The following is a 21,590-nucleotide window of genomic DNA, read 5'->3' on the forward strand; positions in this document are numbered from 1 at the left end:
CAAGACAGGCCGGCACGCCGGGCCAGCCGGTGCGGCTGCACTGCTCGCACAGTCTATGCCGGTCTGGTCCAGCCCGCTGCCGCCAGCCCTTGCGCGACCTGCGCAAGATAGCGCTGCTGCTCGGCCCAGGCCTCGAGCGCCGCGGCCATGTCGACCTGCACCAGCCGCAGCCGGCCGTCCAGCGGCGCCTGCGCGAGCTTCCACAGGTCGGCGCGGATCACCACGCCGATGCGCGGATAGCCGCCGGTGGTCTGCGCGTCGCCCATCAGGATGATCGGCTGGCCCGAGGGCGGCACCTGGATCGTGCCGGGAATGACGCCCGACGAGAGCATGTCGGCGCTGCGCCGGCGCTTGAGCTCGGCGCCCGCGAGCCGGCTTCCCATGCGGTTGCTCTGCGCGGTGATGCGCCAGCGCTCGCTCCAGAGCAACGCGTGCGAGGCCACGGTGAACTGGTCGAATTCGGGGCCGGGCAATACGCGCAGGGCGATGGCCGAATCGCTTTCCTCCGTGCCCCAGTCCGGACCGCGCAGGCCGAACGGGCGCCGCGCGAGTTGGGCGGCATCCAGCGGCGTGGCACCCAGCGGAAGCCGGTCGCCCTTGCGCAGTGCGCGACCCTGGTGGCCGCCGAAGCCGGCCTTCAGGTCGGTGCTGCGCGAGCCGAGTACCGGCGGCACGTCGATGCCGCCCGCCACCGCGAGCCAGCTGCGCAAGCCGGCTTTCTTGACGCCGGCCACGTTGGCGCCCGCGAGCTTGAGTGTCTGGCCCGCTGCCACCGGCACGCTCCAGCAAGGCCAGAGCGGCGCACCGTCGAGCCGGGCGCCGAAGCCGTCGCCCACCAGCGCGATGCGCGCGGCGGTCTCGAAGCGGATCTCGCAGCCGCCCATGGTGAGTTCGAGGCCGGCCGCACCGTCGGCATTGCCGACCAGCCGGTTCGCGAGCGTGAGCGCCAGCACGTCGAGTGCGCCGCCGGGGCAGATGCCGAGCTGGCGGTGCCCGTGCCGCCCCAGGTCCTGCACCGAGGCCAGCATGCCGGGCTTCTGCACCAGCATCATGTCTGCACGCTTTCGACGACGAAGCGCACGTGGTCGCCCGGACGCAGCAGGGTGGGCGGCTCGGCCGACGGGTCGAAGAGTTCGAGCGAGGTGCGGCCGATCAGCTGCCAGCCGCCCGGCGACACCAGCGGATAGATGCCGGTCTGCTCGCCGCCGATGCCGACCGAGCGCGCGGGCACCGCAGTGCGCGGCTCGGCGCGGCGCGGCGTGGCGAGCTCTGGCGGCAGCCCGCCCATGAAGGCGAAGCCGGGCAGGAAGCCCAGCAGGTAGACCACGTAGTCGGCCGCGCTGTGGCGCCGCACCACTTCGGCCGGCGTGAGCCCGGTGTGCGCCGCGACATCGGCCAGGTCGGGGCCGTGCTCGCCGCCATAGGCCACAGGAATCTCCACCCTGCGGCCTTCGATGGCCGTCGCCGACAGCCGCGGCCAGGATTCGTTCACGCGCGCCATCAGTGCCTCGATATCGATCGCAGTCGGATCGAAGGTCAGCGTGAGGTTGTTCATACCCGGCAGCACCTCGCCCACGCCGGCCCATTGCTGCACCTCGGCGCCCAGCGCCCAGATCTGCTGCTGCTGCGCCAGCGTGGCGGGGGGCGCCAGTTCGCAAAGCAGCGCCGCATCGCCCAGCGGATGCAGGCGCGGCAAGGGAAGCCGGCTACTCACGACCCAAGCTGCGCACCTTGGCTGCGAGCTGCTTCTCCACGTCGGGCGAGACGAACTTGTGGACCTCGCCGCCGAGCATGGCGATCTCGCGCACGAAGGTGCTCGAGATGAACTGGTACTTGTCGCTGGGCGTGAGGAACACGGTTTCGACGTCGGGCATCAGCGAGCGGTTCATGCCCGCGAGCTGGAATTCGTAGTCGAAGTCGGTCACGGCGCGCAGGCCGCGCACCATGGCCTTGCCGCCGCGCGCCACCACGAAGTCGCGCAGCAGGCCCGAGAAGCTCTCGACCGTGACCTGGTCGCTGTAGGGCTTCACGGCCTCGCGCGCCATCTCGATGCGCTCCTGCAGGCTGAACAGCGCCTTCTTGTGGTGGCCCGCCGCCACCGCGACGATGACCTTGGAGAAAAGCTGGGTTGCACGCCGCACCACGTCCTCGTGGCCGAGGGTGATGGGATCGAAAGTGCCGGGATAAACCGCGATCACGTTGCTGGCCATGGTTGCTTCTTCCTCATGCAGCCGGTGCGGCTTGTTCGGCGGATTATGCAGTCCCGTTTGCGGCCTGCCGCAGCAAGTGGGCGTGCACCGCCCCTGCCTTGAGGTAACGAAAACCAACAAGGCCGAGCGCGGCCAGCTCCTCGTCGCTCCAGCGGCGCGGTGCCTCCAGGTAGACGGCGCCCCCGGTTTTCATGGCGCGCGCGGCGGCCCGCAGCGCGGGTTCGTAGAGGGCGATGCTCTCGAAAGGCGGATCGAGGAAGACCGCATCCAGGCTGCCCGCGGGCGCACGCTCGAGCGCGGTGAGCCCGCTGCCGCGCTCGATGCGCACGGCCTCGGCCGAGAGCTTGGCCTTGGCGGCCTGCAGTTGGGCCACCAGCGCGGCGTCCTGTTCGCAGAGCAGCACGCTCGCGGCGCCGCGCGATGCGGCCTCCAGGCCGAGCGCACCGGTGCCCGCGAAGGCATCGACGCAATGCCAGCCCGGCAGCTCGCCGCCGCCGGCGCCCGCGATGCTCGCGAGCCAGTTGAACAGCGTCTCGCGTACGCGGTCGGGCGTGGGGCGGAGGCCCGGCTTGTCGGCCACCGAAAGGCGGCTGCGCTTCCATTGGCCGCCGATGATGCGCACCTCGTGCGGCAGCGATTTCGATCGCGGCGACGGTGATGAGGGCGGCGTCGAGGGGGAGCGCCTGGCGGCTGCGGCTTTCTTCTGGGGCATGCGGCAAGCTTAACGCCGCCGCATGCGGGCTCAGGCTCCGAGCAAGGCCCGCCGCGCCAGCAGCACGGCAAGCAGCAGCATCGTGCCGCCGATCAGCGCGTCGAGCATCTGCCAGGCGCGCGGACGCGCAAACACCGGCGCCAGCCAGCGCGCACCGAAGCCCAGCGCCGAGAACCACAGCGCACTTGCAATCGCCGAGCCGGCGACGAACCAGGCCTTGAGCGCGCCGCCGTATTGGGCGCCGGTGCTGCCCACGAGCAGCACGGTGTCGAGGTAGACATGCGGATTCAGCAGAGTGAAGCCCGCCGCCTGCGCCAGCACGGCGGTGCGCGAGAGCGACACGCCCTGGGCCTTTGCCTGCAGCGCGCCGGGCTGCCGGGCACGCCACAGCGCGCGCAGCCCGTAGGCACCCAGGAACAGCGCACCGAGGGCGGCGAGCGCGGTGGCGAATGCGGGCCGCCCTTTCAGCGCCTGCGCCATGCCCGCCACGCCTGCGGTGATCAGGATGGCATCGCTCGCCGCACAGAACAGCACGACGGCGCTCACATGCTCGCGCCGCAGCCCCTGGCGCAGCACATAGGCGTTCTGCGCGCCAATGGCGACGATGAGCACCAGGCTCATGAAAAACCCGTTGACGAATGCGGCAGAGATTTGTTCGATGACCATGGCGCCAGCTTGCCGTTTCGGCTTGATTAATTCAAACTAAACTTCCTAAGCCATATTCAGTTTTTCTAATTCACGCGAACCATGCTCGACTACGCCGCCCTGAATGCATTGGCCGCGGTGGTGCGCGAAGGCAGCTTCGAGCGCGCGGCCCGCGCACTGAACGTCACGCCTTCGGCCGTCTCGCAGCGCGTGAAGCTGCTCGAGGAGCGCACGGGCGGCGCGCTGCTGGTGCGCGGCCAGCCCTGCATCGCGACGGAAGCCGGGCAGCAGCTGTGCCGGCACATCGAACGCGTGGGCATGCTGGAGCACGAGCTGCGCGAGGCGCTGCCCGCGCTCGGCATGGGCGGCCGAAGCGGCGAGGGAGCCGAGCGGGTCACGGTGCGGGTGGCAGTGAACGCCGACAGCCTGGCCAGCTGGTTCATGGCCGCTGCCGCAGCCTTTGCAAGGCAGGAAGAATCCGCCCTGCTCGACCTGACCGTGGACGACCAGGACCACACCGCCGAGCGCCTGCGCAGCGGCGCGGTGCTGGCAGCCGTCACCGCGCTGGCGCAACCGGTGGCCGGCTGCAACAGCGAGGCGCTGGGCGCCATGCACTACGTGGCCGCTGCAAGCCCGGAGTTCGTCGAGCGGTATTTCGCCAAGGGCGTGGGTGCGCGCACCCTGGCCCATGCGCCGAGCCTGGTGTTCGACCGCAAGGACCGGCTGCAGGCGCGCTGGGTGCGGCGCATCTGCCACCGCAGCATCGAGACGCCGCGGCACTGGCTGCCCTCGGCCCAGGGATTCGTCGAAGCGGCGCGCGCCGGCATGGGATGGGGAATGCTGCCGGCCAGCATGGCGGCCGACGCGATGCGCGCGGGCGCGCTGGTGGAGCTGGTGCCGGGCTCGACGCTGCAGGTGCCGCTCTATTGGCAGCAGGCGCGCGCCGCGCCGCAGCTGCTCGAGCGCCTCAAGGCCGCGGTGCGCGCAGCCGCCGCAAGCGGGGCGCACGCGCTGCGCTGAAAGACGCGGCCTTGGAACGCGGCCTTACTTGCCGCCCACCACCACCGTCACCATGCGTTCGGGCTGCAGCTTGCGCGCGAAGGCGGCCCGGACGTCTGCCGCGGTGACCGCGTTCATGCGCGCGGTCCAGGTGTCGAGATAGTCGAGCGGCAGGTCGTGCCAGGCGATGTTGGCCACGTTGCCGATGAGCTTGCGGTTGCTGTCCAGCAGGAGCGGGAAGCCGCCGATCAGGTTGTCCTTGGCGGCCTTGAGCTCGGCGGCGGTCGGGCCTTCGGCCACGAACTTGGCGACCACGTCGCGCGAGACCTTCACCGCTTCTTCGGCCTGGTCGGGACGCGTCTGGAAGCCGACGCGGAACGCACCGGCGTCCAGCCCCGGCGCGAAGCCGCTGTAGACGCTGTAGGCCAGGCCGCGCTTCTCGCGCACTTCGTTGGTCAGCCGCGAGACGAAGCCGCCGCCCCCCAGCACGTAGTTGCCGAGCGTGAGCGCGAAATGGTCAGGGTCCTTGCGCGGATAGCCGGGCTGGCCGATCAGCACGTGGGCCTGGGCCGAAGCGAACGGAACGCGCTCGTCCTTGGGCGCGCCGAGCGCGGCCACCGGTGCGATCGCCGGCAGCGGCGTGCACGCCTCGGGGCCCGGCAGCCGGGAGAGCAGCGCGGTGGCCATGGCCTCCGCCTCGGCACGCGTCACGGCGCCCACGATGCTGAGCTTGGCCCGGCACGGCACGATCAGCTGCTGGTAGCGCTGCCGCATGGCGGCGGTGTCGATGCGCGCGAGCGTGGCTTCGGTGACTTCCTGGCCATAAGGGTGGCTGCCGTAGACGCTGCGCGCGAAGGCACGGGCCGCGATGGTCGCCGGCTTGGTGTTGGCTTCCTTCAGCGAGGCGTTGATGCGTTCGCGCTCGCGCTGCCAGACGTCGTCAGGAAAGGCCGGCTCGCCGATCTCGCGCGAGGCCAGCGCCACCACCTTGGCGAGCAGGGCCGGATCGGACAGTGTGCGCAGCGAGTAGCTGGCGCGGTCGGTGCCGGCGCTGGTGTCGAACTCGGCGCCCAGGTCGGCCCAGGCTTCGCCGAGCGCGTTCTCGTCGAGCGCCGGCTCGCCGTTCTTTCCGGCGCGAACGCCCTTCTCGACCATGGTCGCGGTCGCGCTGGCCAGCCCGGCCTGGCCCGCCGGATCGCGCCGGCTGCCGGCGTCGAAATCGATCTGCACGTCGACGATGGGCAGCGCCTGGGTCGACACCAGGTAGATCCTGGCGCCGCTCGCGAGCGTCCAGTGCTCAATCGGCAGCGCGGCCTGTGCGGCGTTCAGGCCCGCGAAGACAGTGGCGGCCGCGAACAGCGCGGAGCGCAGGGTTTTTGTCATGGGGGTCATTGAAGAATCCGGCGCCTTTCAGCGCAGTTCGCCCTGCGGGGCGGCAAAACCGCGGCCGCGCGGCCTGGCGTCGAGCGGCAAGGGGCGCAGCGTGGCCACGGTGAGCTGGTCGTCGCCGAAGTATTTGGCGGCCACGGCCTGCACCTGGGCCGGCGTCACGGCCTGCAGCTTCGCGACGATGCGCGCGCTGGTGTCCAGCGGCAGTCCCTGCACCCAGTTGCTGCCGAGCTCGCGGGCCTGCGCCATCACGGAGTCGCGCTTGTAGGTCTGGCTCGCCACCCACTGCGTCTTGACGCGCGCGAGTTCGGCTTCGCTCACGCCTTCCTTCGCGACACGCGCCACCTGCGCGCGCAGCGCCGCCTCCACCGCTTCGGCGCTCTTGCCGTGGGCCGGCACGCCCACCAGCATGAACAGCTGCGGCCCGCGGCCGGCCAGGCCCGAGTAGGCACCGGCCGAATCGGCCACGCGGTCGGGGCCCTGGGTCAGGGCGCGGTCGAGCCGTGCGCCCGTGTAGCCATCGAGCACGGCCGACAGCACTTCGAGCGCCCACACGTCGCTGTCCGCGGCATCGATGCTCTCCAGCTGCGGAATGCGGAACGCGAGCGACACGTAGGCCTGCTCGGCGGGCGCCTTGAACTCGATGCGGCGGATGCCGCGCTGCACGGGCTCGGTGCGCGGCTTGCGCGCGGGCACGGCACGCGCGGGAATGCTGCCGTAGTACTTCTCGGCCAGCGCGCGCACCTGCGCCACGTCGACATCGCCCACCACCACCACGGCGGCATTGGCGGGCACGTACCAGTGGCGGAAGAAGGCGCGCGCGTCGTCGGGCGTCATGGCGTCGAGGTCGCTCATCCAGCCGACCACGGGGCGGTGGTAGGGCGAGGCCATGAACACGGCCGCGTTCTGCTGCTCGCCGAGCAGTGCGCGCGGCTGGTCTTCGGTGCGCAGGCGCCGTTCCTCCTTGACCACCTCGATCTCGCGCTTGAACTCGTCGTCGGACCACTGGTTGTTGGCGAAGCGGTCCGATTCGAGCTTCATGACCTGCTCCAGGCTGGCCACGGGAATCTGCTGGTAGTAGCCCGTGTAGTCGCGCGTGGTGAAGGCGTTCTCCTGGCCGCCCAGCGCCGCCACGCGGCGCGAGAACTCGCCGGGCTTGATGTCCTTGGTGCCCTTGAACATCATGTGTTCGAGCACGTGGGCCACGCCCGAGGTGCCATCGACCTCGTCCACCGAGCCCACGCGCACCCAAAGCATCTGCACCGCGGTGGGCGCGCGCCGGTCGGGCTGCACCAGCAGCGTCATGCCGTTGGCCAGGGTGAATTGCCGGGGTGTGGATGCCGCCGCGGCGGCGTCAGATGGAGCGGCGGTGGATGGAGCGGCGGGAACCGGTGTGGACTGGGCCTGCGCAGGCATGGCCCACAGCGCGCAAAGCGCCATTGCCAGCACCGCACCGGACGCAGCACGGCGTGGCGAGGGGTGTTTCATAGAATGGGTCGGATTGTAAAAAGCTCCCGATGTTCAGTTTCTTCAAGAAAAAACCGCCTGCCGAATCCCCGGCCGCGCCGGCGCCCTCACCGGCCGCCGAACCGGCACCTGCGCCCGAGCCCGCGCCTGCGCCCGTTGTCGCACCCGTGCGCTCGGTGTTCTCTCCGTCGAGCTGGTTCGGCTCGAAGCCTGCCGCGGAGGAAGCGGCGCCTCCGCCTCCAGCGCCAGACACGGCGCCCCCGGTTGTGCCCCCTCCGCCGCCGCCCGCGGCCGCGCCACCAGCTGCTCCCGCGGCACCGAACCTCGCGCCTGTGCCTGCTGCACCGGCACCCGCGCCTGCCGTTCCGGCCGTGCCCCCGCCCCCGCCCGCCCTCGTCACCGAGGCCGCCATGCCGGCCGAGCGCAAGGGCTGGTTCGACAAGCTCAAGACCGGCCTGCGCAAGACCGGCACCGGCATCCAGGCGGTGTTCGTCAACGCGCAGATCGACGAAGCGCTGTACGAGGAGCTCGAATCGGCCCTGCTGATGGCCGATGCCGGCGTCAAGGCCACCGAATACCTGCTCGACGACCTGCGCGGCCGCGTCAAGCGCCAGATGGCGACCGATGCGGCGCAAGTGAAGCGGCTGCTGGCCGATGCCATCACCGACCTGCTCCAGCCGCTCGAAAAGCCGCTGGTGATCGGCCAGTTCACGCCGACGGTGATCATGGTGGCGGGCGTCAACGGCGCCGGCAAGACCACCTCGATCGGCAAGCTCACCAAGCACCTGGCCAGCGAGGGCGCCTCGGTGCTGCTGGCCGCGGCCGACACCTTCCGGGCGGCGGCGCGCGAGCAGCTGCTGGTCTGGGCCGACCGCAACACGGTCGAGATCGTGAGCCAGGAAGGCGGCGACCCGTCGGCCGTGAGCTTCGACGCAGTCACGGCCGGCAAGGCGCGCGGCAAGGACGTGGTGCTGGTCGACACCGCCGGCCGGCTGCCGACGCAGTTGCACCTGATGGACGAGCTCAAGAAGATCAAGCGCGTCGTCACCAAGGCCGACGCCACCGCGCCGCACGAGGTGCTGCTGGTGATCGACGGCAACACCGGGCAGAACGCCCTGGCGCAGGTCCGGGCCTTCGACGAGACGCTGGGCCTCACCGGCCTGGTGGTGACCAAGCTCGACGGCACGGCCAAGGGCGGCGTGCTCTGCGCCATTGCGCGCGAGCGGCCGATTCCGGTCTACTTCATCGGCGTGGGCGAGAAGCTGGAAGACCTCGAGACCTTCAACGCGCGCGAGTTCGCGCTGGCTCTGCTGGGTTGAGTCGGCCGGGACGCAGGCGGCAAAAGCCGCCCGCGCTCAGAAGCCGAAGAGCGAGCGGGTGTCGCAGAGAAAGCCGCTGCAGTTGGCGGGCTTGACGTAGAGCGTCCTGATCTGGCCGCTCGGCAGCCCGTATTCGCCCACCAGCGCGTTGCCCTTGGCACCCTCGGCGTTCGCCTGCACGATGTAGTCCGCGCTGTTGGCCGCGGGCTGCAGGTTCTGGTAGCTGAACGTGGCCGATTGCGACAGGTCTTTCTCGTAGAGCAGTCTCGAGCCGTCCGAGAAGACATAGCCGGTCTTGAACCGGAAGCCCTGGGCACCCTTCGCCTCGAACTGGGCCAGGAAGTCGGCGTCGCTGCCGGGCTGGTCCAGCGCTTCATAGCCATAGGTGGCATTGCCTTGCGCGTCCTTTTGGAAGACCAGCACCGTGGCGCCGCCGACCATGTAGGCGCCGCCGACACTGTAGTAGCCGTTGCCGCCCTGCGCATTGATCTGCGACAGATAGGCGGCGCTGTCGGTGGGTGCCTCCAGCACGGCATAGGTGTAGGTCGATGCCGAGCCGTTGTCCTTGCGATAGAGCGTGCGGATCTGGCCGCCGACCACGTAGGGCCCGCCCCACTTGAAACCCCGGGCGCCCTGGGCGTTGAGTTGGGCCTGCAGGTCCGCCGTTGAGCCGGTGTCCGGCAGCAGCTCGAAGGCATAGGTGGTGCCGGCATCCTTCACGTAGGCCTCCACGACCTCCGTGCTGGTCGGGCTGGTGGGGAAGGCCAGTCCGCTGAAGAAGCGGAAGGCCCTGGCGCCCTGTGCATTGAGCTGATCGAGAAATGCCGAGGCGTCGGCGGCGGGCGGCAGGGCCTCGTACATGAAAGTGCGGGTGGCCGGGGCGGGTGCCGGCGCTGGTGCGGGCGCCGGGGCCGGAGCGGGCGCCGGGGCCGGCGCGGGTGCAGGAGGCGGCGGAACCCCGTTGCCCCAGCCAGGCGGCAAGCCACCACCGCCTCCTCCACCCCCGCCGCCGCATGCCGCGAGGGCCAGTGTGGCGGCCACTGCGGCTGCTACCGCTGCAAGCTTGAAACTCATTTGGAATCCTCCCTGATCGATGTGTGAATGCGACCCAGGGAAGGTACGTCCGGGGGCCTTATAGCCACCAGTGCCGAAAGTCATGACATCGCCGGCAAACGCACCGGCAACCAACGACAACAGATTCGAAAGTATTAGATTCCGGACCGCTCCGAGCTTGCCGCTCGGGCCATCATCCGGAACAGCGAATCGGCGGCCACCGGCTTGAACAGCACGGGAACCCCAGATTCCCGGACACGCTGCAGCCTGTCGGGAGAGGTCTCGCCGGTGATCAGCAGCAAGGGGATCGTGGGCCCGCCCTGCCGTCGGCCGCTCAGGCGCAGGCCCACATCCAGCCCATCGACGCCATCGGCCAGCCGGTAGTCGCACATCAGCAGCTCGAAAGGCCGTTTTTCGCTGCTCGCCTGCCGCAAGGCGGCTGCAGCGGCGGCTTCATCCGCGACGGCGAGCGCGTCGATCGAATGCGAGCGCAGCAGGCCCGTCATGGCTTCCCGGATTTCCGATTCGTCGTCCAGCAGCAGCACCCGAGCGGGCAGTGCCGGCGCCGCTCGCCTGGGCCGCTTTTCCTGCCGCGGCGCCGCGGCGTCGGCCGGAAAAGGTCCGGCCAGCGCGCCGGCCTGCGGCGCAACGGCCGGCAGCACGACGCGGAAGTGGGTGCCGCGCCCCAGCCGCGAATGCATCTGCACCGGATGGCCCAGCAGGTGCGAGAGCCGCTGCACGATCGACAGGCCGATGCCCAGCCCCCGCGAGCGGTCGCGTCCCGGATTGTCGATCTGGTAGAACTCCTCGAAGATCCGGTTGGACTGCTCGGGCGCAATGCCGATGCCGGTGTCCCGCACCTCGATCCACACGAACTCCCCGCGTTCCCGGGCCGTCACGGTCACTCCGCCGCGCGCGGTGTACTTGAGGGCGTTGTCCAGCAGGTTGGACAGCATCCGATGCAGCAGTTGGGGGTCGCTGCGCACCCACAGCCCGCTGGCGCGCACGCGCAGCTGCAACTGCTTTTGCTCGGCCTGGGCCGAGAAGGTGTGGTTGAGCGGCAGGAACAGGGCATCGAGCTGGACCGCCTGGAGCACGGGCGTGACCACGCCGGCGTCCAGCCGGGAGATGTCGAGCATGATGTCGAGCGAGGCGCCCAGGGCATTGACGGCGCGCATGAGGCGCTGCGCGTTCACTTCCTCCGGACGGCCGCGCAGTTCGTTCTCGAGCGCGGCGCCGAAGAGCGCAATGGCGTGCAGCGGCTGGCGCAGGTCATGGCTGGCGCTGGCCAGGAAGCGGGTCTTTTCCTGGCTGGCGCGCTCGGTGGCGGCAATCTGCTCTTCCAGCCGCACGGCCAGGGCTTCCTTTTCGAAGCGCAGGATCAGCGAATCCGCCAGCAGCCTGTGCTCCTGCACGCCGACGCGCAGCATGAGAAACAAATAGATCGAGGCGAACGCCGCGAGAAAGAGATGGATGGAGTCGCGCTGCCACGCCAGCGCAATGATCAGCCCGCCCATCATGGGCAGCGTGTGGCCAAACAGCGCCGCCTTCAGCGGCCGCAGGGACTGCACGGCCCGGGCGCAGTTGCCCATCATCACCACCATCAGCGCGGCGGTCACCGGCAGGTTGCCCGCGGGCACGAAGATCCACGGCGCCAGCGCATCGGCAAATCCGAGCAGGGTCACGATGCGGGTGATCCTGCGCGCCCACCAGGCGCTGTCCGCCGCCGGGACCGACGGATTCCAGCGCGGCGTGAAGTACATGCACAGGTACAGCGTCAGGTGCAGCACGACGAAGGGCAGCACCATCGGGTCGCCCAGCTGGAGGTACATGAACGTGCCGAGCACCAGCACGAAGACGACGCGGGCCAGGAAGGTGGCGTTGTAGTTGAAATAGACCGACGCCACGTGCTCGCGCAGCACGCGCTGGTTCAGCGGCGTGTCGGCCATGCGCGGCGGGCTCAACGCAGGCTGCTGATCAGCTGCGCACGCGAACGCACGCCGAACAGCAGCAGGATGGTCGATACATGGTTCTTCACCGTGCCTTCGCTCAGGTTCGCGAGCTGGGCGATCTCCTTGTTCGCCTTGCCTTCGAGCACCCATTGCAGCACCTGCATCTGGCGCGGCGTGAGTTCCTGCCAGGCGCTGGCCTGCGCCGATTCGCCGTAGCCGCCGAGCACCTTGGACATCGTGGCGGGAGGGGGAACTTCAGACGCGTCGGGCTCGAGCAAGCCGCAGGCGCGGATGAATCCCACCACCTCCTTCAGGTCCGCCGACTTGGGAAGAAAGGCGCTCGCGCCCAGCGCCACCGCCCCCTGTGCCAGCGAGGTGTTGCCGGTGCCCGAAAGCACCACGATGCGGGCGGACGGGTGGCGCAGGCGGAATTCCGCGAGGCCGCTCAGGCCATGGGTATCGGGCAGCGCCAGGTCCAGCAGCACCAGGCGGATCGACTCGCGGTGCCTCTCGTAGAGCGCCAGCGCCTCGGCCGCGCTGGCGGCCTCGAAGACTTCGATGCTGGCCCCCGAAGAAGCGGTCTGCGCCTGGATCAGCGCGCGCACGCCGAGCCGCAGCAAGTCGTGGTCGTCCACCACCAGGATCGCGCCCGGCGCCTGCGCGGGGGTGCCGTTCGCCAGAAGCGACGGCGGCGGGTTGGAGGAAGATTCGAGCGAGGCCACGCGGTCGATCTTAGCGAGGCGCCATCCGCGCAACAGTGCACTAAGTCATGGCGCGGCCGCCGCACGCAGGTGGTGTTCGCTCCTGTTTTCATAGCACTTGCCATCCACCGTGGGCGGGAGCACCATGCGCTACCCGCCGCATCGAACGGCATTCTGGAGACAACCATGATGCACACCGCCGATGCCCCGCTGGCAGCGGGCGAGCGCAAGGTCGACCGGCTGCTGGCCCACTATGGCGAAAGCCACCGCCATCCGACCAACGAGCTGATTCACTTCGCCGCGATCCCGGCCATCATGCTGAGCCTGGTCGGCCTGCTGTTTGCGCTGCACCCCTGGGCCGCCTACCTCTTCGTGGCGGCCAGCCTGGTCTACTACGCCCTGCTCCGCTCCTCTGCGTTCCTGCTTGCCATGCTGGCCGGCACGGCCCTGGTGCTGGCGCTGGTCCATGCGATGGGAAGCCTTGTACTGCCGGTTTCCGCCGCCACCTTCGTGGTGGCCTGGATCTTCCAGTTCATCGGGCACAGGATCGAAGGCAGGAAACCTTCTTTCTTCGAAGACATCCAATATCTTTGGGTGGGGCCGCTGTTCGTACTCTCCAAGCTGTTTTTGCGCCTCGGTATCCGCTGGTGATCCCCGGGTCGGACGCCGCCGCAGGCCGGATCGCCGTCCGGCTGACAGCTTTGGCTATCGGTGCGATAGAAACTTAGGGGGAACCCTTGGCTTAGCACTCCCTCCAATCGAGTGCTAACATGCCCAATACAAAGGAGTTTCCCCTGATGACCACGCTGTCTGGAGCCTCTGCCAACCAGCTCGCCGTCGCCAATCCATGGTCGATGGTGCCGCCGCTGGGCAACCTGGATGCTTATATTTCGGCCGCCAACCGCCTGCCGATGCTCACGCTCGAAGAAGAGCAGGGCTTCGCACGCCGCTTGCGCGACCACAACGACCTCGAAGCGGCCGGTGCGCTGATCCTCTCGCACCTGCGCCTCGTGGTGTCCATTTCGCGCCAATACCTGGGCTACGGGCTGCCTCACGGCGACCTGATCCAGGAAGGCAACGTCGGCCTCATGAAGGCCGTGAAGCGCTTCGACCCCGACCAGGGCGTGCGGCTCGTGAGCTACGCCATGCACTGGATCAAGGCCGAGATCCACGAGTACATCCTGAAGAACTGGCGCATGGTCAAGGTCGCGACGACCAAGGCCCAGCGCAAGCTGTTCTTCAACCTGCGCTCGATGAAGCAGGGCTTCAAGGCCGACTCGGCCGCGGCCGACAACGGCACGCACCGCGACACGCTGAGCCCTGACGAGGTGTCGCAGATGGCGACCCGGCTCAACGTCAAGCCCGAAGAAGTGCTCGAAATGGAAACCCGCCTGTCGGGCGGCGACGTGCTGCTCGATCCGGGTCCGTCGGACGACGGCGACGAGGCCTTCGGCCCGATCGCCTACCTGGCCGACGCCACGCAGGAGCCGACTGCCCTGCTCGAATCGCAGCAGCGCGACCGGCTCTCGAGCGACGGCATCGCCACCGCGCTCGAAGCGCTGGACGAGCGCAGCCGCCGCATCGTCGAAGAGCGCTGGCTCAAGGTCAACGACGACGGTTCGGGCGGCATGACGCTGCACGACCTGGCGGCGGTGTACGGCGTGAGCGCCGAGCGCATTCGCCAGATCGAAGTCGCGGCCATGAAGAAGATGAAGAAGGCGCTGGCCGACTACGCCTGAGCCCTCTGAGCTTCACCCGAACAAGCCCGGCCGCGCGCCGGGCTTTTTCATGCCTGTTTGGCCAGGGTGCGCAGCGCTCGCTTGGCGATGTAGCGGGTGGCCGGCGTGTCCGATTCTGCCGCCCAGCGCGCGCAGAGCCGGTCGACCCATTCGGGCTGGGTCTTGCTCGCGTCGTTGAGCCAGTTGGCCACCGAGTTCTGCACGTAGCGGCTGGCATCGGCCCGCAGCGGCTCCAGGAGCGGCAGCGCGCGCCAGGGCTCGGCCTTGAGCGCATCGATCTGCGCGCACCAGACGCCGCGCGGACGCGTGAGTTCGCTGGCAAAGCGGCGGATGTTCGGATCGGCATCGGCCGTCCACGGCTGCAGCAGCGCGAGCGAATCGTCAAGCGAGGCAATGACCGCATCGCGCACCGCCATCCAGGCGATTTCCCGCACGCCGAAATGCGGATCGGCGGCAAAGCGCCGCACCGCGTCCAGCTGCGCCGCCAGCGGCAGGCCCGAGAGCGTGACCCACTGCGCGGCCCAGCAGCGCGCGACGTCGCTCGCGTGCGTGGCCAGCCGGTGGGCGACGGCATCGCGCTCGGCATGCAGCGCCGCCAGGTCGTAGAGCGCGCGCGCAATGTGGCCGTGCCGCTGCATCGGCTTGAACGCGCCGAGCATGGCGATGGTGTCGGCCAGCCGCTCGCTGGCCGGATCGAGCCCGATGTGGGCCGCCACGCTGCGCGCGAGCCGTGGCAGCTCGAGCGCCATGAATTCGTTGAGGTTGACGGTCTCGAGCAGCCCGTCGTTGAGCGCGCGCAGCACCTCGGGCGGAATGAGCGCGATGCGGAAGGCGCCCCTGCGCGCCTTCAGGTGCTCGACGGAGGCCAGGGCGACGGCGGCGTCCATGGGGGCGCGGTCAGGACTTGAGCAGCGCCTTCACGTCCGACACCATGGGCGCCACGCCGGCGCCATAGCGCGCGTAGAGCCGCAGCCGGCCGTCGGTGTCGTAGACGAAGCTGGCGGCCGAATGGTCCATCGAGTAGCTCGTGGGAGTCTTGCCCTCGACCTTCTTGAAGTAGACCTTGAAGTCCTTGGCGACCTGGGCGAGCTGGTCGGCCGTGGGAATCAGCGCGACGAAACCCGGGTCGAACGCGCCCATGTAGGCCTTGAGCACTTCGGGCGTGTCGCGCGCCGGATCGACCGTGACGAACAGCACCTGCAGCTTGTCGCCGTCGGCGCCGAGCTGCTGCTTGACCTGCGCCATCTCGGTCATGGTGGTGGGGCAGACGTCGGGGCATTGCGCGTAGCCGAAGAACAGCACGACCACCTTGCCCTTGAAGTCGGCCAGCGTGCGCAGCTTGCCGTCGGCATCCTTCAGCGAGAAGTCGCGGGCATAGTCGGCGCCGGTGATGTCGACCGCATTGAAGCTGGGCTTGGCTTCGCTGCAGGCAGAAAGCCCGAGGCCCAGGGTGGCGGCCATGGCGGCCCATCCCGCGCCGCCGGCAATCAGTTGAAGGGCATTTCGCTTGTTCATGGGCACGGGCATTCGGTCAATCAGCGGAGATAGTGGTCGACGAGCAGTGCCGCGAACAGCACGCTCAGGTGGATCAGCGAGAACCGGAAGGTCTTGCGCGCCAGCGCATCGGAGTAGTTGCGCCAGAGCGCGAAGGCGTAGCCCGTGAAGCCGATGCTCACGCCCACCGCCACCGCCAGGTAGAGCCAGCCGCTCATGCCGTAGATGAAAGGCATCAGACAGGCCGCGAACAAAATGAAGGTGTAGAGCAGCACCTGCAGCCGCGTGAACTCGTTGCCGTGCGTGACGGGCAGCATCGGCAGCCCGGCCTTGCGGTAGTCCTCGACGCGGTAGAGCGCCAGCGCCCAGAAATGCGGCGGCGTCCACAGGAAGATGATCAGGAACAGGATCAGCGCCTCGGGGCCCACGTCGCCGGTCATCGCGGCCCAGCCCAGCACCGGCGGCATCGCGCCCGAGGCGCCGCCGATCACGATGTTCTGCGGCGTCAATGGCTTGAGGATCACGGTGTAGATCACCGCATAGCCGACGAAGGTGGCAAAGGTCAGCCACATGGTGAGCGGATTGACCTGGAACCACAGCAGGGCCGAACCGGCCGCGCACAGCAGCGCCGAGAACACCAGCGCCTGCAGGTCGCTGAGCTGCCCGCGCGCCGTGGGGCGCCAGGCGGTGCGCTTCATCTTGGCGTCGATGCCCTTCTCGACCAGGCAGTTGAACGCCGCCGCCGCACCCGCCACCAGCCAGATGCCGATGCAGGCCAGCACGGCGCGCTGCACGTCGGCCCACGAGGGCAGCCCGGGCACGGCCAGCACCATGCCGATGAGGGCGCAGAAGACGATCAGCTGCACCACGCGCGGCTTGGTCAGCGCATAGAACTGGCGCAGCACGTTGGCGGTGCTTGTCTGCTGCACGGAAATCGGCGTGCTCACGCGGCGGCCTCCCTCTGGTTGTTGTGTGGGGCGCCGGGCGCCTTGTCTGTCTCGTGTGCGATTGCGGCCACGGCCCCGCGGCGGCTCTCGCACAGCGCCCATGTCAGCACCACGGCCAGCGCCGCGGCGCCCCCGGTGTGCAGGAGCGCGGCCACCAGCGGCCAGCCGAGCAGCACGTTGCCGAGGCCGGTGGCCAGCTGCAGCAGCGCGAGCCCCGCGAGCCAGTGCGCCTGCGGCCGCAACGGCGGGGTGCGGCGCAGCTGCCACGCGAGCAGGCCCAGTGCGGCGAACACGGCATAGGCCATCAGCCGATGCACGTAGTGGATGGCGGTGAGCGCCGAAAAATCGAGCGGCACGCCATTGCCGGTCACGCCCAGGTGGCGCCAGATCTCGAAGCCCTGGGCAAAATTCATCGGCGGCCACCAGCTGCCCTGGCAGGTCGGAAACTGGGTGCAGGCCAGCACCGCATAGTTGGTGCTAACCCAGCCGCCGAGCGCGATCTGCAGCAACAGCAGGGCCGAGGTGGCGATCATCCCGTTGCGCAGCGCAGGCGACACGGGCGTGGGCAGGCGGTCGGCAGCGGCCTGCCGGTAGCGCACGGCCTGGATGCACAGCAGCACCAGCAGCACCACGGCGCCCAGCAGGTGCAGCGTGACGATGGCGGGAAAGAGCTTCCAGGTGACCGTGAGCGCGCCGAACGCGCCCTGCAGGCAGACCCAGACCAGTGTGAGCGCGGGCCACCATGCGCTGAGCGTGGCGTGCTCGCCGCCCGCCGGTGCGGGCACGCGGCGCTGGCGCCGCCGCACGATCCAGGTGGCGCCCGCCAGCGCGAGGATCAGCACGCCGACGCCAGTGGCCAGGTAGCGGTGCACCATCTCGACCCAGGCCTTGCTGTGCGTGACCGGCCCGGTCGGCTGGGCCGACTGCGCCATGGCGATCTCGTGGCGCGCCCCCACCGGGCTCGCGTTGCCGTAGCAGCCCGGCCAGTCGGGGCAGCCCAGGCCCGAATCGGTGAGCCGGGTGAAGGCGCCGAACAGCGTGAGGTCGAAGGTGAGGAACAGTGTCAGCACGGTGAGCGCATGCAGCCGGCGCGCCGGACCGGCGCCCGCGTTGCGGCGCCACACCCACACCAGCGGGCCGAGCGCGATCAGCACGCCGGCACCCATCAGCCAGGCGATGGGGGTGAGATCGTAGAGCGAGCCGGTGTCCATCATGCGGTGCTAGCGGCCGGGCTCATCCCAGGAGGCGGAGGCGCGCAGCAGGCGGTCGAGGTCGCGCTTGGCGCGGCTGGCGCCCGCGGCGTCCATGCGGGCCGGAAAACGCATCATCCAGTTGCCCATCGGATCGACCACGTACAGGTGCTCGGCCAGTCCGTGGCCCGAGACCGGCGCGAGCCACTTGGCCAACTGCTCGGCCGGCACGCGCAGCACGGTGGCGCCGCGCAGGCCGTTGTCCAGCCGCGCCGGAACGGGCGCCGCATCGCTCACGAGCCAGACGCGGTCGAGGCGGTCCTTCTCGCGGCCCAGGCTTTCGCGCAGCTGGCGTTGCAGGTAGAGCTGCTGTTCGCAGAGCGCGTCGCAGGCCGCATCGGCCACCGCCACCAGCAGCCACTGGCCCTTGAGCGTGGAAACGTCGACCGGCGCACCGTTGCGGTCCGTCGCGGTGAATGCCGGCAGCGTGCGCTGCGGATCGATGAGCTCGCCGTAGACGCTGCGCCCCTCGGGCCGGATCACGTAGTAGGTGAAGTACGACGCGATGACGGGCGCGGCGCACATCAGCATCACGGCAATCATCTTCCAGCGTCCGACCACCGTGCGGCGGCCCTCGGCGCCGTCGAGCGCCTGGTTGGGCGACGGCATCGAGTGCACCGTCAGGCCCAGCGGTTCGTCAGAGGCTGCGTTCATCGCGTGCGCGGCGCCGCGAGCGGCGGTAGGGGGAAATGATTTGGAACCAGACATAGAGGATGACCACGAGGGCGGAAAGCCCGAACCACTGGAATGCATAGCCGTAGTGCTTCTCCAGACCCAGAGCGGGGGCCGGCCAGTCGCGCTGCAACCCCTCGGAGGCGGGGCCGACCTGCTGCAGCGACACATCGGTTCGCAGCGGCAGCTTGGTTTCGGCGCGGAACGCTTCCAGGTCGAGATTCTGCCGGATGGGCGAAGACCCCGCGGATTCCGGTGCCGAGGCAGCCGCGGCCGGCTTGCCAAGCTCGAACAAATGGCCCGGCGGTGGCTCGATCAGGCCCGTGACTTCGACGATGCCCGGCGGCGTCTCGACCGCGCCCAGTTGCGCGCGGTCGTTGAAATTGCGCTGCACCCAGCCGCGCTGGATCATCACGGCCTGGTCGCTGCCTTCCAGGGCGAACGGCGTCAGCACGTAGAAGCCCGGCACGCCATGCATCTGCCGGTTGTCCAGGTAGACCGTCTGGGGCGTCAGCCAGAGGCCGCGCAGCCGCACGGGCCGATGCAGCTCGCCGGCCGGCGCCTCGAGCGCCAGGAACTCGGCCTGGGCCAGCGGCGGCTTCTGCTTCTGGGCCTCGATCTCGGCCTGCAGCGCCTCCTTCTGCGCGGCGCGCGACAGCTGCCAGCGTCCCAGCGACACCGTGGCGGAAAGGGCCAGCACGGCGGCCAGCGTGACCAGCAGGAAGCGGCCCCGCCTTGGCCTCGACCGGGCGGGGTGAAGGGGTTCCGGCGTCACTGGAGTGGATGAGGCGTGCGGCCGATAATGAGGGTCATGAAATATTTCATCGCCCTGGTTTTCGTGGGCATCTTCGCGAGCCTTGCCTTCGCGCTCTTCTACATGCTGAAAGACGGGCGCAACGGACGCGCCAAGAGCGGCGGCATGGCGCGCGCGCTCACCTTTCGGATCGGCCTCTCGGTGTTTTTGTTCCTCTGCATGCTGCTGGCCTGGAAATTCGGCTACATCCAGCCCACCGGGCTCCCGCTCGGCAAGTAGATGGTGCTCGTTCCACGAGAACCATGAAAAAGGCGCCTTCCGGCGCCTTTTTTTCTGCATGCCGCGGGGTTCGCTCAAAGCCAGTACACCAGCATGTAGAGGCCGAGCCACACCACGTCGACGAAGTGCCAGTACCAGGCCGCGCCCTCGAAGCCGAAATGGCGCTCTGGCGTGAAGTGGCCCTTCTGCAGGCGCAGCGTGATGAACAGCAGCATCAGCATGCCGATGAACACGTGCAGGCCGTGGAAGCCGGTCAGCATGAAGAAGGTCGAGCCGTAGGCGCCGGAACTGAGCTTGAGGTTCAGGTCGGTGTACAGGTGGTGGTACTCGTAGCCCTGCACGCCCAGGAAGACCACGCCGAGCAGCACGGTGAGCCACATGAAGCGGATGGTCTGGGCACGATGGCCGGCACGCAGCGCGTGGTGGGCAATGGTGAGCGTCACGCCCGAGCTCAGCAGGAGCGCGGTGTTGATCGTGGGCAGCCAGAACGGGCCGACGGTCTGGAAGGGCTCGACGATGTCGGCCGGCGAACCGGTGGCGCCGGCTGCAATGCTGGGCCAGACGGCCTTGAAGTCGGGCCAGAGCAGCGCGTTCTCGAGGCTGCCGAGCGCCGGCAGCGAATGGGTGCGGGTCCACCACAGCGCGGTGAAGAAGGCACCGAAGAACATCACTTCGGAGAAGATGAACCAGCTCATGCTCCAGCGGAACGAGAGGTCGATCTTGTGGCCGTACTGGCCGCTTTCGCTCTCGCCGATGGCGGTGCGGAACCACACGAACAGCGTGGCGAGCCACGCGACCATGCCCGCCAGCAGGGACCAGGCGCCCCACTGGTGGCCGTTGATCCACTGGCCCGCGCCGAGAATCACGAAGAACAGGCCGGTCGCGGCCATGACCGGGTAGGCGGACGGCCCGGGCACAAAGTAGTAGGGCGTGGTGCCGTGGGTGGTTGAACTCATATCAGCTCCTGGCTTTCTTTCTTCTCTCGATTCGATGGGTTCTGGATGTCGTGGGCCATGCGGACCGCGTTCAGGGCGCAACCACGTAGCGCACCAGCAGCACCAGGCCGACGATGAAAACGATGACCGCGGCAAAGGCCACCGCGATGATGTGCAGCGGGTTCAGCTTGGCCAGGTCGTCCTGGTAGGCGCTCTTCTTGCGCACCCCGAAGAACGACCAGCAGACGGCCTTCACCGTGTCCCACAGCGTGGCCTTGGGCGGGGTGTTCGGCGCGGTCACGAACGGGGCTCATGGGCAGCATTCGAAACAGCGGCCACCGGGGCCGCGGGCGTCTTGCCGCCGACTTCGAAGAAGGTGTAGGACAGCGTGATGGTCTTCACGTCCTTGGAGATCTTCGGGTCGATCACGAAGGCGACGGGCCACTGCTTCTTCTCGCCCGGGTCAAGCGTGTACTGGTTGAAGCAGAAGCACTCCAGCTTGTTGAAGTACGGCGCGGCCTGCTGTGGCGCATAGCTCGGGATGGCCTGCGCCGCCATGCGGCGGTTCTGCACGTTCTGGAATTCGTAGACCACGGTGTTGAGCTGGCCGGGGTGCACCTGCATCGTCCGCTCGGCGGGCTTGAAGTCCCAGAGGCCGCCGCGCACGTTGGAGTCGAACTCGACCGTGATGGTGCGCGTGGTGTCGACCTGCGTGTTGTCGGGCACGCGCACGTTCTTGCCGCCGCTCGCGCCGCCCGGCACCTCGAGCTCGTTGAGCGCGAGGATGTTGATGCCGGTCATTTCGCAGATGGCGCGGTAGAGCGGCACCAGGGCGTAGCCGAACGCGAACATGCCGCAGGTCACCACGGCCAGCTTGCCGACCATGCGGACATTGGCGCGCTTGATGCGTTGACCGAGGCTCATGTTGCGGACGGCTCCGTTGGCTTCTGGTTCAGCGTCCGCCGAACCAGATCATGCGGACCAGGAATCCGAGAAAGAACAGCACGGCGATGGAGGCCAGCGTGAGCCCCATGCGGCGGTTGTTCCTTTTCTGTTCGGGCGTGGTCATCGTG

General features: G+C 69.0%; 25 protein-coding genes. 5 read left to right on the forward strand and 20 right to left on the reverse strand.

All coding sequences use genetic code 11. The features are described from left to right. Positions 1-53: 53 nt before the first annotated feature. From RZE77_RS23000 to RZE77_RS23020, 5 genes are read right to left on the reverse strand one after another with little or no spacing between them, the layout of a single operon-like run. Positions 54-1,052, reverse strand: coding sequence for a 5-oxoprolinase subunit C family protein (locus RZE77_RS23000; RefSeq protein WP_319439418.1), 999 nt, complete (start codon positions 1,050-1,052; stop codon positions 54-56). Beyond that, a complete protein-coding gene (pxpB, locus tag RZE77_RS23005; protein ID WP_319442403.1) occupies positions 1,049-1,696 on the reverse strand; it encodes a 5-oxoprolinase subunit PxpB in 648 nt (215 codons plus the stop codon). The genes RZE77_RS23000 and pxpB overlap by 4 nt, the downstream gene beginning before the upstream one ends. A 10-nt stretch (positions 1,697-1,706) precedes the next feature. After that, the gene (gene coaD, locus RZE77_RS23010) at positions 1,707-2,210 is read right to left on the reverse strand and encodes a pantetheine-phosphate adenylyltransferase (RefSeq protein WP_015867138.1); all 504 of its coding nucleotides are present in this window, start codon (positions 2,208-2,210) and stop codon (positions 1,707-1,709) included. Between the two features lie 43 nt (positions 2,211-2,253). Beyond that, positions 2,254-2,922, reverse strand: coding sequence for an RsmD family RNA methyltransferase (locus RZE77_RS23015; protein WP_319439419.1), 669 nt, complete (start codon positions 2,920-2,922; stop codon positions 2,254-2,256). A gap of 30 nt (positions 2,923-2,952) precedes the next feature. After that, positions 2,953-3,588 carry a LysE/ArgO family amino acid transporter gene (locus tag RZE77_RS23020; protein WP_319439420.1) on the reverse strand — a complete coding sequence of 212 codons (636 nt, stop codon included), beginning with the start codon at positions 3,586-3,588 and terminating at the stop codon, positions 2,953-2,955. An 81-nt stretch (positions 3,589-3,669) separates the two neighbouring features. Here RZE77_RS23020 and RZE77_RS23025 point away from each other — a divergent pair, with 81 nt between their 5' ends. Continuing rightward, on the forward strand, positions 3,670-4,587 hold the full coding sequence (locus RZE77_RS23025) for a LysR family transcriptional regulator ArgP (RefSeq protein ID WP_319439421.1): 918 nt from the start codon (positions 3,670-3,672) through the stop codon (positions 4,585-4,587). Positions 4,588-4,611: 24 nt separating this feature from the next. Here RZE77_RS23025 and RZE77_RS23030 read toward each other — a convergent pair whose 3' ends face one another. Both RZE77_RS23030 and RZE77_RS23035 read right to left on the reverse strand, forming a co-directional pair. Next, a complete protein-coding gene (locus tag RZE77_RS23030) occupies positions 4,612-5,958 on the reverse strand; it encodes a M16 family metallopeptidase (protein WP_319439422.1) in 1,347 nt (448 codons plus the stop codon). A gap of 18 nt (positions 5,959-5,976) precedes the next feature. Then, positions 5,977-7,443 (reverse strand): M16 family metallopeptidase, encoded by a 1,467-nt coding sequence (locus RZE77_RS23035; RefSeq protein WP_319439423.1) that lies wholly within the window; start codon positions 7,441-7,443, stop codon positions 5,977-5,979. Positions 7,444-7,472: 29 nt separating this feature from the next. On the opposite strand from RZE77_RS23035, the gene ftsY reads away from it, so the two are divergent. Further along, positions 7,473-8,741 carry a signal recognition particle-docking protein FtsY gene (gene ftsY, locus RZE77_RS23040; RefSeq protein WP_319439424.1) on the forward strand — a complete coding sequence of 423 codons (1,269 nt, stop codon included), beginning with the start codon at positions 7,473-7,475 and terminating at the stop codon, positions 8,739-8,741. Positions 8,742-8,777: 36 nt separating this feature from the next. Here ftsY and RZE77_RS23045 read toward each other — a convergent pair whose 3' ends face one another. From RZE77_RS23045 to RZE77_RS23055, 3 genes are all read right to left on the reverse strand, one after another. Continuing rightward, a complete protein-coding gene (locus tag RZE77_RS23045) occupies positions 8,778-9,815 on the reverse strand; it encodes a hypothetical protein (RefSeq protein ID WP_319439425.1) in 1,038 nt (345 codons plus the stop codon). 134 nt (positions 9,816-9,949) lie between these two features. After that, complete coding sequence (locus RZE77_RS23050; RefSeq protein ID WP_319439426.1) at positions 9,950-11,743, reverse strand: hybrid sensor histidine kinase/response regulator; 1,794 nt, start codon at positions 11,741-11,743, stop codon at positions 9,950-9,952. Between the two features lie 11 nt (positions 11,744-11,754). Beyond that, positions 11,755-12,468, reverse strand: a complete 714-nt coding sequence (locus RZE77_RS23055) for a response regulator transcription factor (protein ID WP_319439427.1) — start codon at positions 12,466-12,468, stop codon at positions 11,755-11,757. Between the two features lie 165 nt (positions 12,469-12,633). Between RZE77_RS23055 and RZE77_RS23060 the strand changes: the two genes are divergently transcribed. Both RZE77_RS23060 and rpoH read left to right on the forward strand, forming a co-directional pair. Beyond that, a complete protein-coding gene (locus tag RZE77_RS23060; RefSeq protein ID WP_319439428.1) occupies positions 12,634-13,098 on the forward strand; it encodes an Mpo1 family 2-hydroxy fatty acid dioxygenase in 465 nt (154 codons plus the stop codon). A gap of 146 nt (positions 13,099-13,244) precedes the next feature. After that, the gene (gene rpoH, locus RZE77_RS23065; RefSeq protein ID WP_018906715.1) at positions 13,245-14,186 is read left to right on the forward strand and encodes an RNA polymerase sigma factor RpoH; all 942 of its coding nucleotides are present in this window, start codon (positions 13,245-13,247) and stop codon (positions 14,184-14,186) included. Between the two features lie 47 nt (positions 14,187-14,233). Here the strand turns inward: rpoH and RZE77_RS23070 are convergent, their stop codons facing one another. Genes RZE77_RS23070 through RZE77_RS23095 form a run of 6 tightly spaced genes read right to left on the reverse strand, consistent with a single transcriptional unit; the run spans position 14,234 to position 19,324 of the window. Then, complete coding sequence (locus tag RZE77_RS23070; RefSeq protein WP_319439429.1) at positions 14,234-15,073, reverse strand: DNA alkylation repair protein; 840 nt, start codon at positions 15,071-15,073, stop codon at positions 14,234-14,236. 10 nt (positions 15,074-15,083) lie between these two features. Beyond that, on the reverse strand, positions 15,084-15,701 hold the full coding sequence (locus RZE77_RS23075; protein ID WP_319427584.1) for an SCO family protein: 618 nt from the start codon (positions 15,699-15,701) through the stop codon (positions 15,084-15,086). A 20-nt stretch (positions 15,702-15,721) separates the two neighbouring features. Beyond that, entirely contained in the window at positions 15,722-16,627 is a 906-nt protein-coding gene (gene cyoE, locus RZE77_RS23080) for a heme o synthase (protein WP_015867152.1), read from the reverse strand. Then, positions 16,624-17,841 carry a COX15/CtaA family protein gene (locus RZE77_RS23085; RefSeq protein ID WP_319439430.1) on the reverse strand — a complete coding sequence of 406 codons (1,218 nt, stop codon included), beginning with the start codon at positions 17,839-17,841 and terminating at the stop codon, positions 16,624-16,626. Before RZE77_RS23085 ends, cyoE begins: the two co-directional genes overlap by 4 nt. A 6-nt stretch (positions 17,842-17,847) precedes the next feature. Further along, the gene (locus tag RZE77_RS23090; protein WP_319439431.1) at positions 17,848-18,531 is read right to left on the reverse strand and encodes an SCO family protein; all 684 of its coding nucleotides are present in this window, start codon (positions 18,529-18,531) and stop codon (positions 17,848-17,850) included. Continuing rightward, a complete protein-coding gene (locus RZE77_RS23095; protein ID WP_319439432.1) occupies positions 18,515-19,324 on the reverse strand; it encodes an SURF1 family protein in 810 nt (269 codons plus the stop codon). The genes RZE77_RS23090 and RZE77_RS23095 overlap by 17 nt, the downstream gene beginning before the upstream one ends. 27 nt (positions 19,325-19,351) lie before the next feature. Between RZE77_RS23095 and RZE77_RS23100 the strand changes: the two genes are divergently transcribed. Continuing rightward, a complete protein-coding gene (locus tag RZE77_RS23100) occupies positions 19,352-19,582 on the forward strand; it encodes a twin transmembrane helix small protein (protein WP_319427588.1) in 231 nt (76 codons plus the stop codon). Between the two features lie 74 nt (positions 19,583-19,656). Here RZE77_RS23100 and RZE77_RS23105 read toward each other — a convergent pair whose 3' ends face one another. The 4 genes from RZE77_RS23105 to RZE77_RS23120 all read right to left on the reverse strand — a co-directional run bounded on the left by RZE77_RS23105 (position 19,657) and on the right by RZE77_RS23120 (position 21,586). After that, entirely contained in the window at positions 19,657-20,538 is an 882-nt protein-coding gene (locus RZE77_RS23105) for a cytochrome c oxidase subunit 3 (RefSeq protein ID WP_319439433.1), read from the reverse strand. A gap of 70 nt (positions 20,539-20,608) precedes the next feature. Then, positions 20,609-20,818 carry a DUF2970 domain-containing protein gene (locus RZE77_RS23110; protein ID WP_015867158.1) on the reverse strand — a complete coding sequence of 70 codons (210 nt, stop codon included), beginning with the start codon at positions 20,816-20,818 and terminating at the stop codon, positions 20,609-20,611. Further along, positions 20,815-21,441 (reverse strand): cytochrome c oxidase assembly protein, encoded by a 627-nt coding sequence (locus RZE77_RS23115; protein WP_124960140.1) that lies wholly within the window; start codon positions 21,439-21,441, stop codon positions 20,815-20,817. The genes RZE77_RS23110 and RZE77_RS23115 overlap by 4 nt, the downstream gene beginning before the upstream one ends. Before the next feature lie 28 nt (positions 21,442-21,469). Beyond that, on the reverse strand, positions 21,470-21,586 hold the full coding sequence (locus RZE77_RS23120) for a cytochrome oxidase small assembly protein (protein WP_021009071.1): 117 nt from the start codon (positions 21,584-21,586) through the stop codon (positions 21,470-21,472). Positions 21,587-21,590: the final 4 nt, after the last annotated feature.

Source organism: Variovorax sp. SPNA7 (genome assembly GCF_033807855.1).
Taxonomy (GTDB): Bacteria; Pseudomonadota; Gammaproteobacteria; order Burkholderiales; family Burkholderiaceae_C; genus Variovorax; species Variovorax beijingensis.

What these genes read in the sequence shown, in the direction of transcription:
- RZE77_RS23000 (WP_319439418.1), bottom strand. Translation starts at nt 1,052, where the DNA reads ATGATGCTGGTGCAGAAGCCCGGCATGCTGGCCTCGGTGCAGGACCTG.
- coaD (WP_015867138.1), bottom strand. Translation starts at nt 2,210, where the DNA reads ATGGCCAGCAACGTGATCGCGGTTTATCCCGGCACTTTCGATCCCATC.
- RZE77_RS23015 (WP_319439419.1), bottom strand. Translation starts at nt 2,922, where the DNA reads ATGCCCCAGAAGAAAGCCGCAGCCGCCAGGCGCTCCCCCTCGACGCCG.
- RZE77_RS23020 (WP_319439420.1), bottom strand. Translation starts at nt 3,588, where the DNA reads ATGGTCATCGAACAAATCTCTGCCGCATTCGTCAACGGGTTTTTCATG.
- RZE77_RS23025 (WP_319439421.1), top strand. Translation starts at nt 3,670, where the DNA reads ATGCTCGACTACGCCGCCCTGAATGCATTGGCCGCGGTGGTGCGCGAA.
- RZE77_RS23030 (WP_319439422.1), bottom strand. Translation starts at nt 5,958, where the DNA reads ATGACCCCCATGACAAAAACCCTGCGCTCCGCGCTGTTCGCGGCCGCC.
- RZE77_RS23035 (WP_319439423.1), bottom strand. Translation starts at nt 7,443, where the DNA reads ATGAAACACCCCTCGCCACGCCGTGCTGCGTCCGGTGCGGTGCTGGCA.
- ftsY (WP_319439424.1), top strand. Translation starts at nt 7,473, where the DNA reads ATGTTCAGTTTCTTCAAGAAAAAACCGCCTGCCGAATCCCCGGCCGCG.
- RZE77_RS23045 (WP_319439425.1), bottom strand. Translation starts at nt 9,815, where the DNA reads ATGAGTTTCAAGCTTGCAGCGGTAGCAGCCGCAGTGGCCGCCACACTG.
- RZE77_RS23050 (WP_319439426.1), bottom strand. Translation starts at nt 11,743, where the DNA reads ATGGCCGACACGCCGCTGAACCAGCGCGTGCTGCGCGAGCACGTGGCG.
- RZE77_RS23060 (WP_319439428.1), top strand. Translation starts at nt 12,634, where the DNA reads ATGATGCACACCGCCGATGCCCCGCTGGCAGCGGGCGAGCGCAAGGTC.
- rpoH (WP_018906715.1), top strand. Translation starts at nt 13,245, where the DNA reads ATGACCACGCTGTCTGGAGCCTCTGCCAACCAGCTCGCCGTCGCCAAT.
- RZE77_RS23070 (WP_319439429.1), bottom strand. Translation starts at nt 15,073, where the DNA reads ATGGACGCCGCCGTCGCCCTGGCCTCCGTCGAGCACCTGAAGGCGCGC.
- RZE77_RS23075 (WP_319427584.1), bottom strand. Translation starts at nt 15,701, where the DNA reads ATGAACAAGCGAAATGCCCTTCAACTGATTGCCGGCGGCGCGGGATGG.
- RZE77_RS23085 (WP_319439430.1), bottom strand. Translation starts at nt 17,841, where the DNA reads ATGATGGACACCGGCTCGCTCTACGATCTCACCCCCATCGCCTGGCTG.
- RZE77_RS23090 (WP_319439431.1), bottom strand. Translation starts at nt 18,531, where the DNA reads ATGAACGCAGCCTCTGACGAACCGCTGGGCCTGACGGTGCACTCGATG.
- RZE77_RS23100 (WP_319427588.1), top strand. Translation starts at nt 19,352, where the DNA reads ATGAGGGTCATGAAATATTTCATCGCCCTGGTTTTCGTGGGCATCTTC.
- RZE77_RS23105 (WP_319439433.1), bottom strand. Translation starts at nt 20,538, where the DNA reads ATGAGTTCAACCACCCACGGCACCACGCCCTACTACTTTGTGCCCGGG.
- RZE77_RS23115 (WP_124960140.1), bottom strand. Translation starts at nt 21,441, where the DNA reads ATGAGCCTCGGTCAACGCATCAAGCGCGCCAATGTCCGCATGGTCGGC.
- RZE77_RS23120 (WP_021009071.1), bottom strand. Translation starts at nt 21,586, where the DNA reads ATGACCACGCCCGAACAGAAAAGGAACAACCGCCGCATGGGGCTCACG.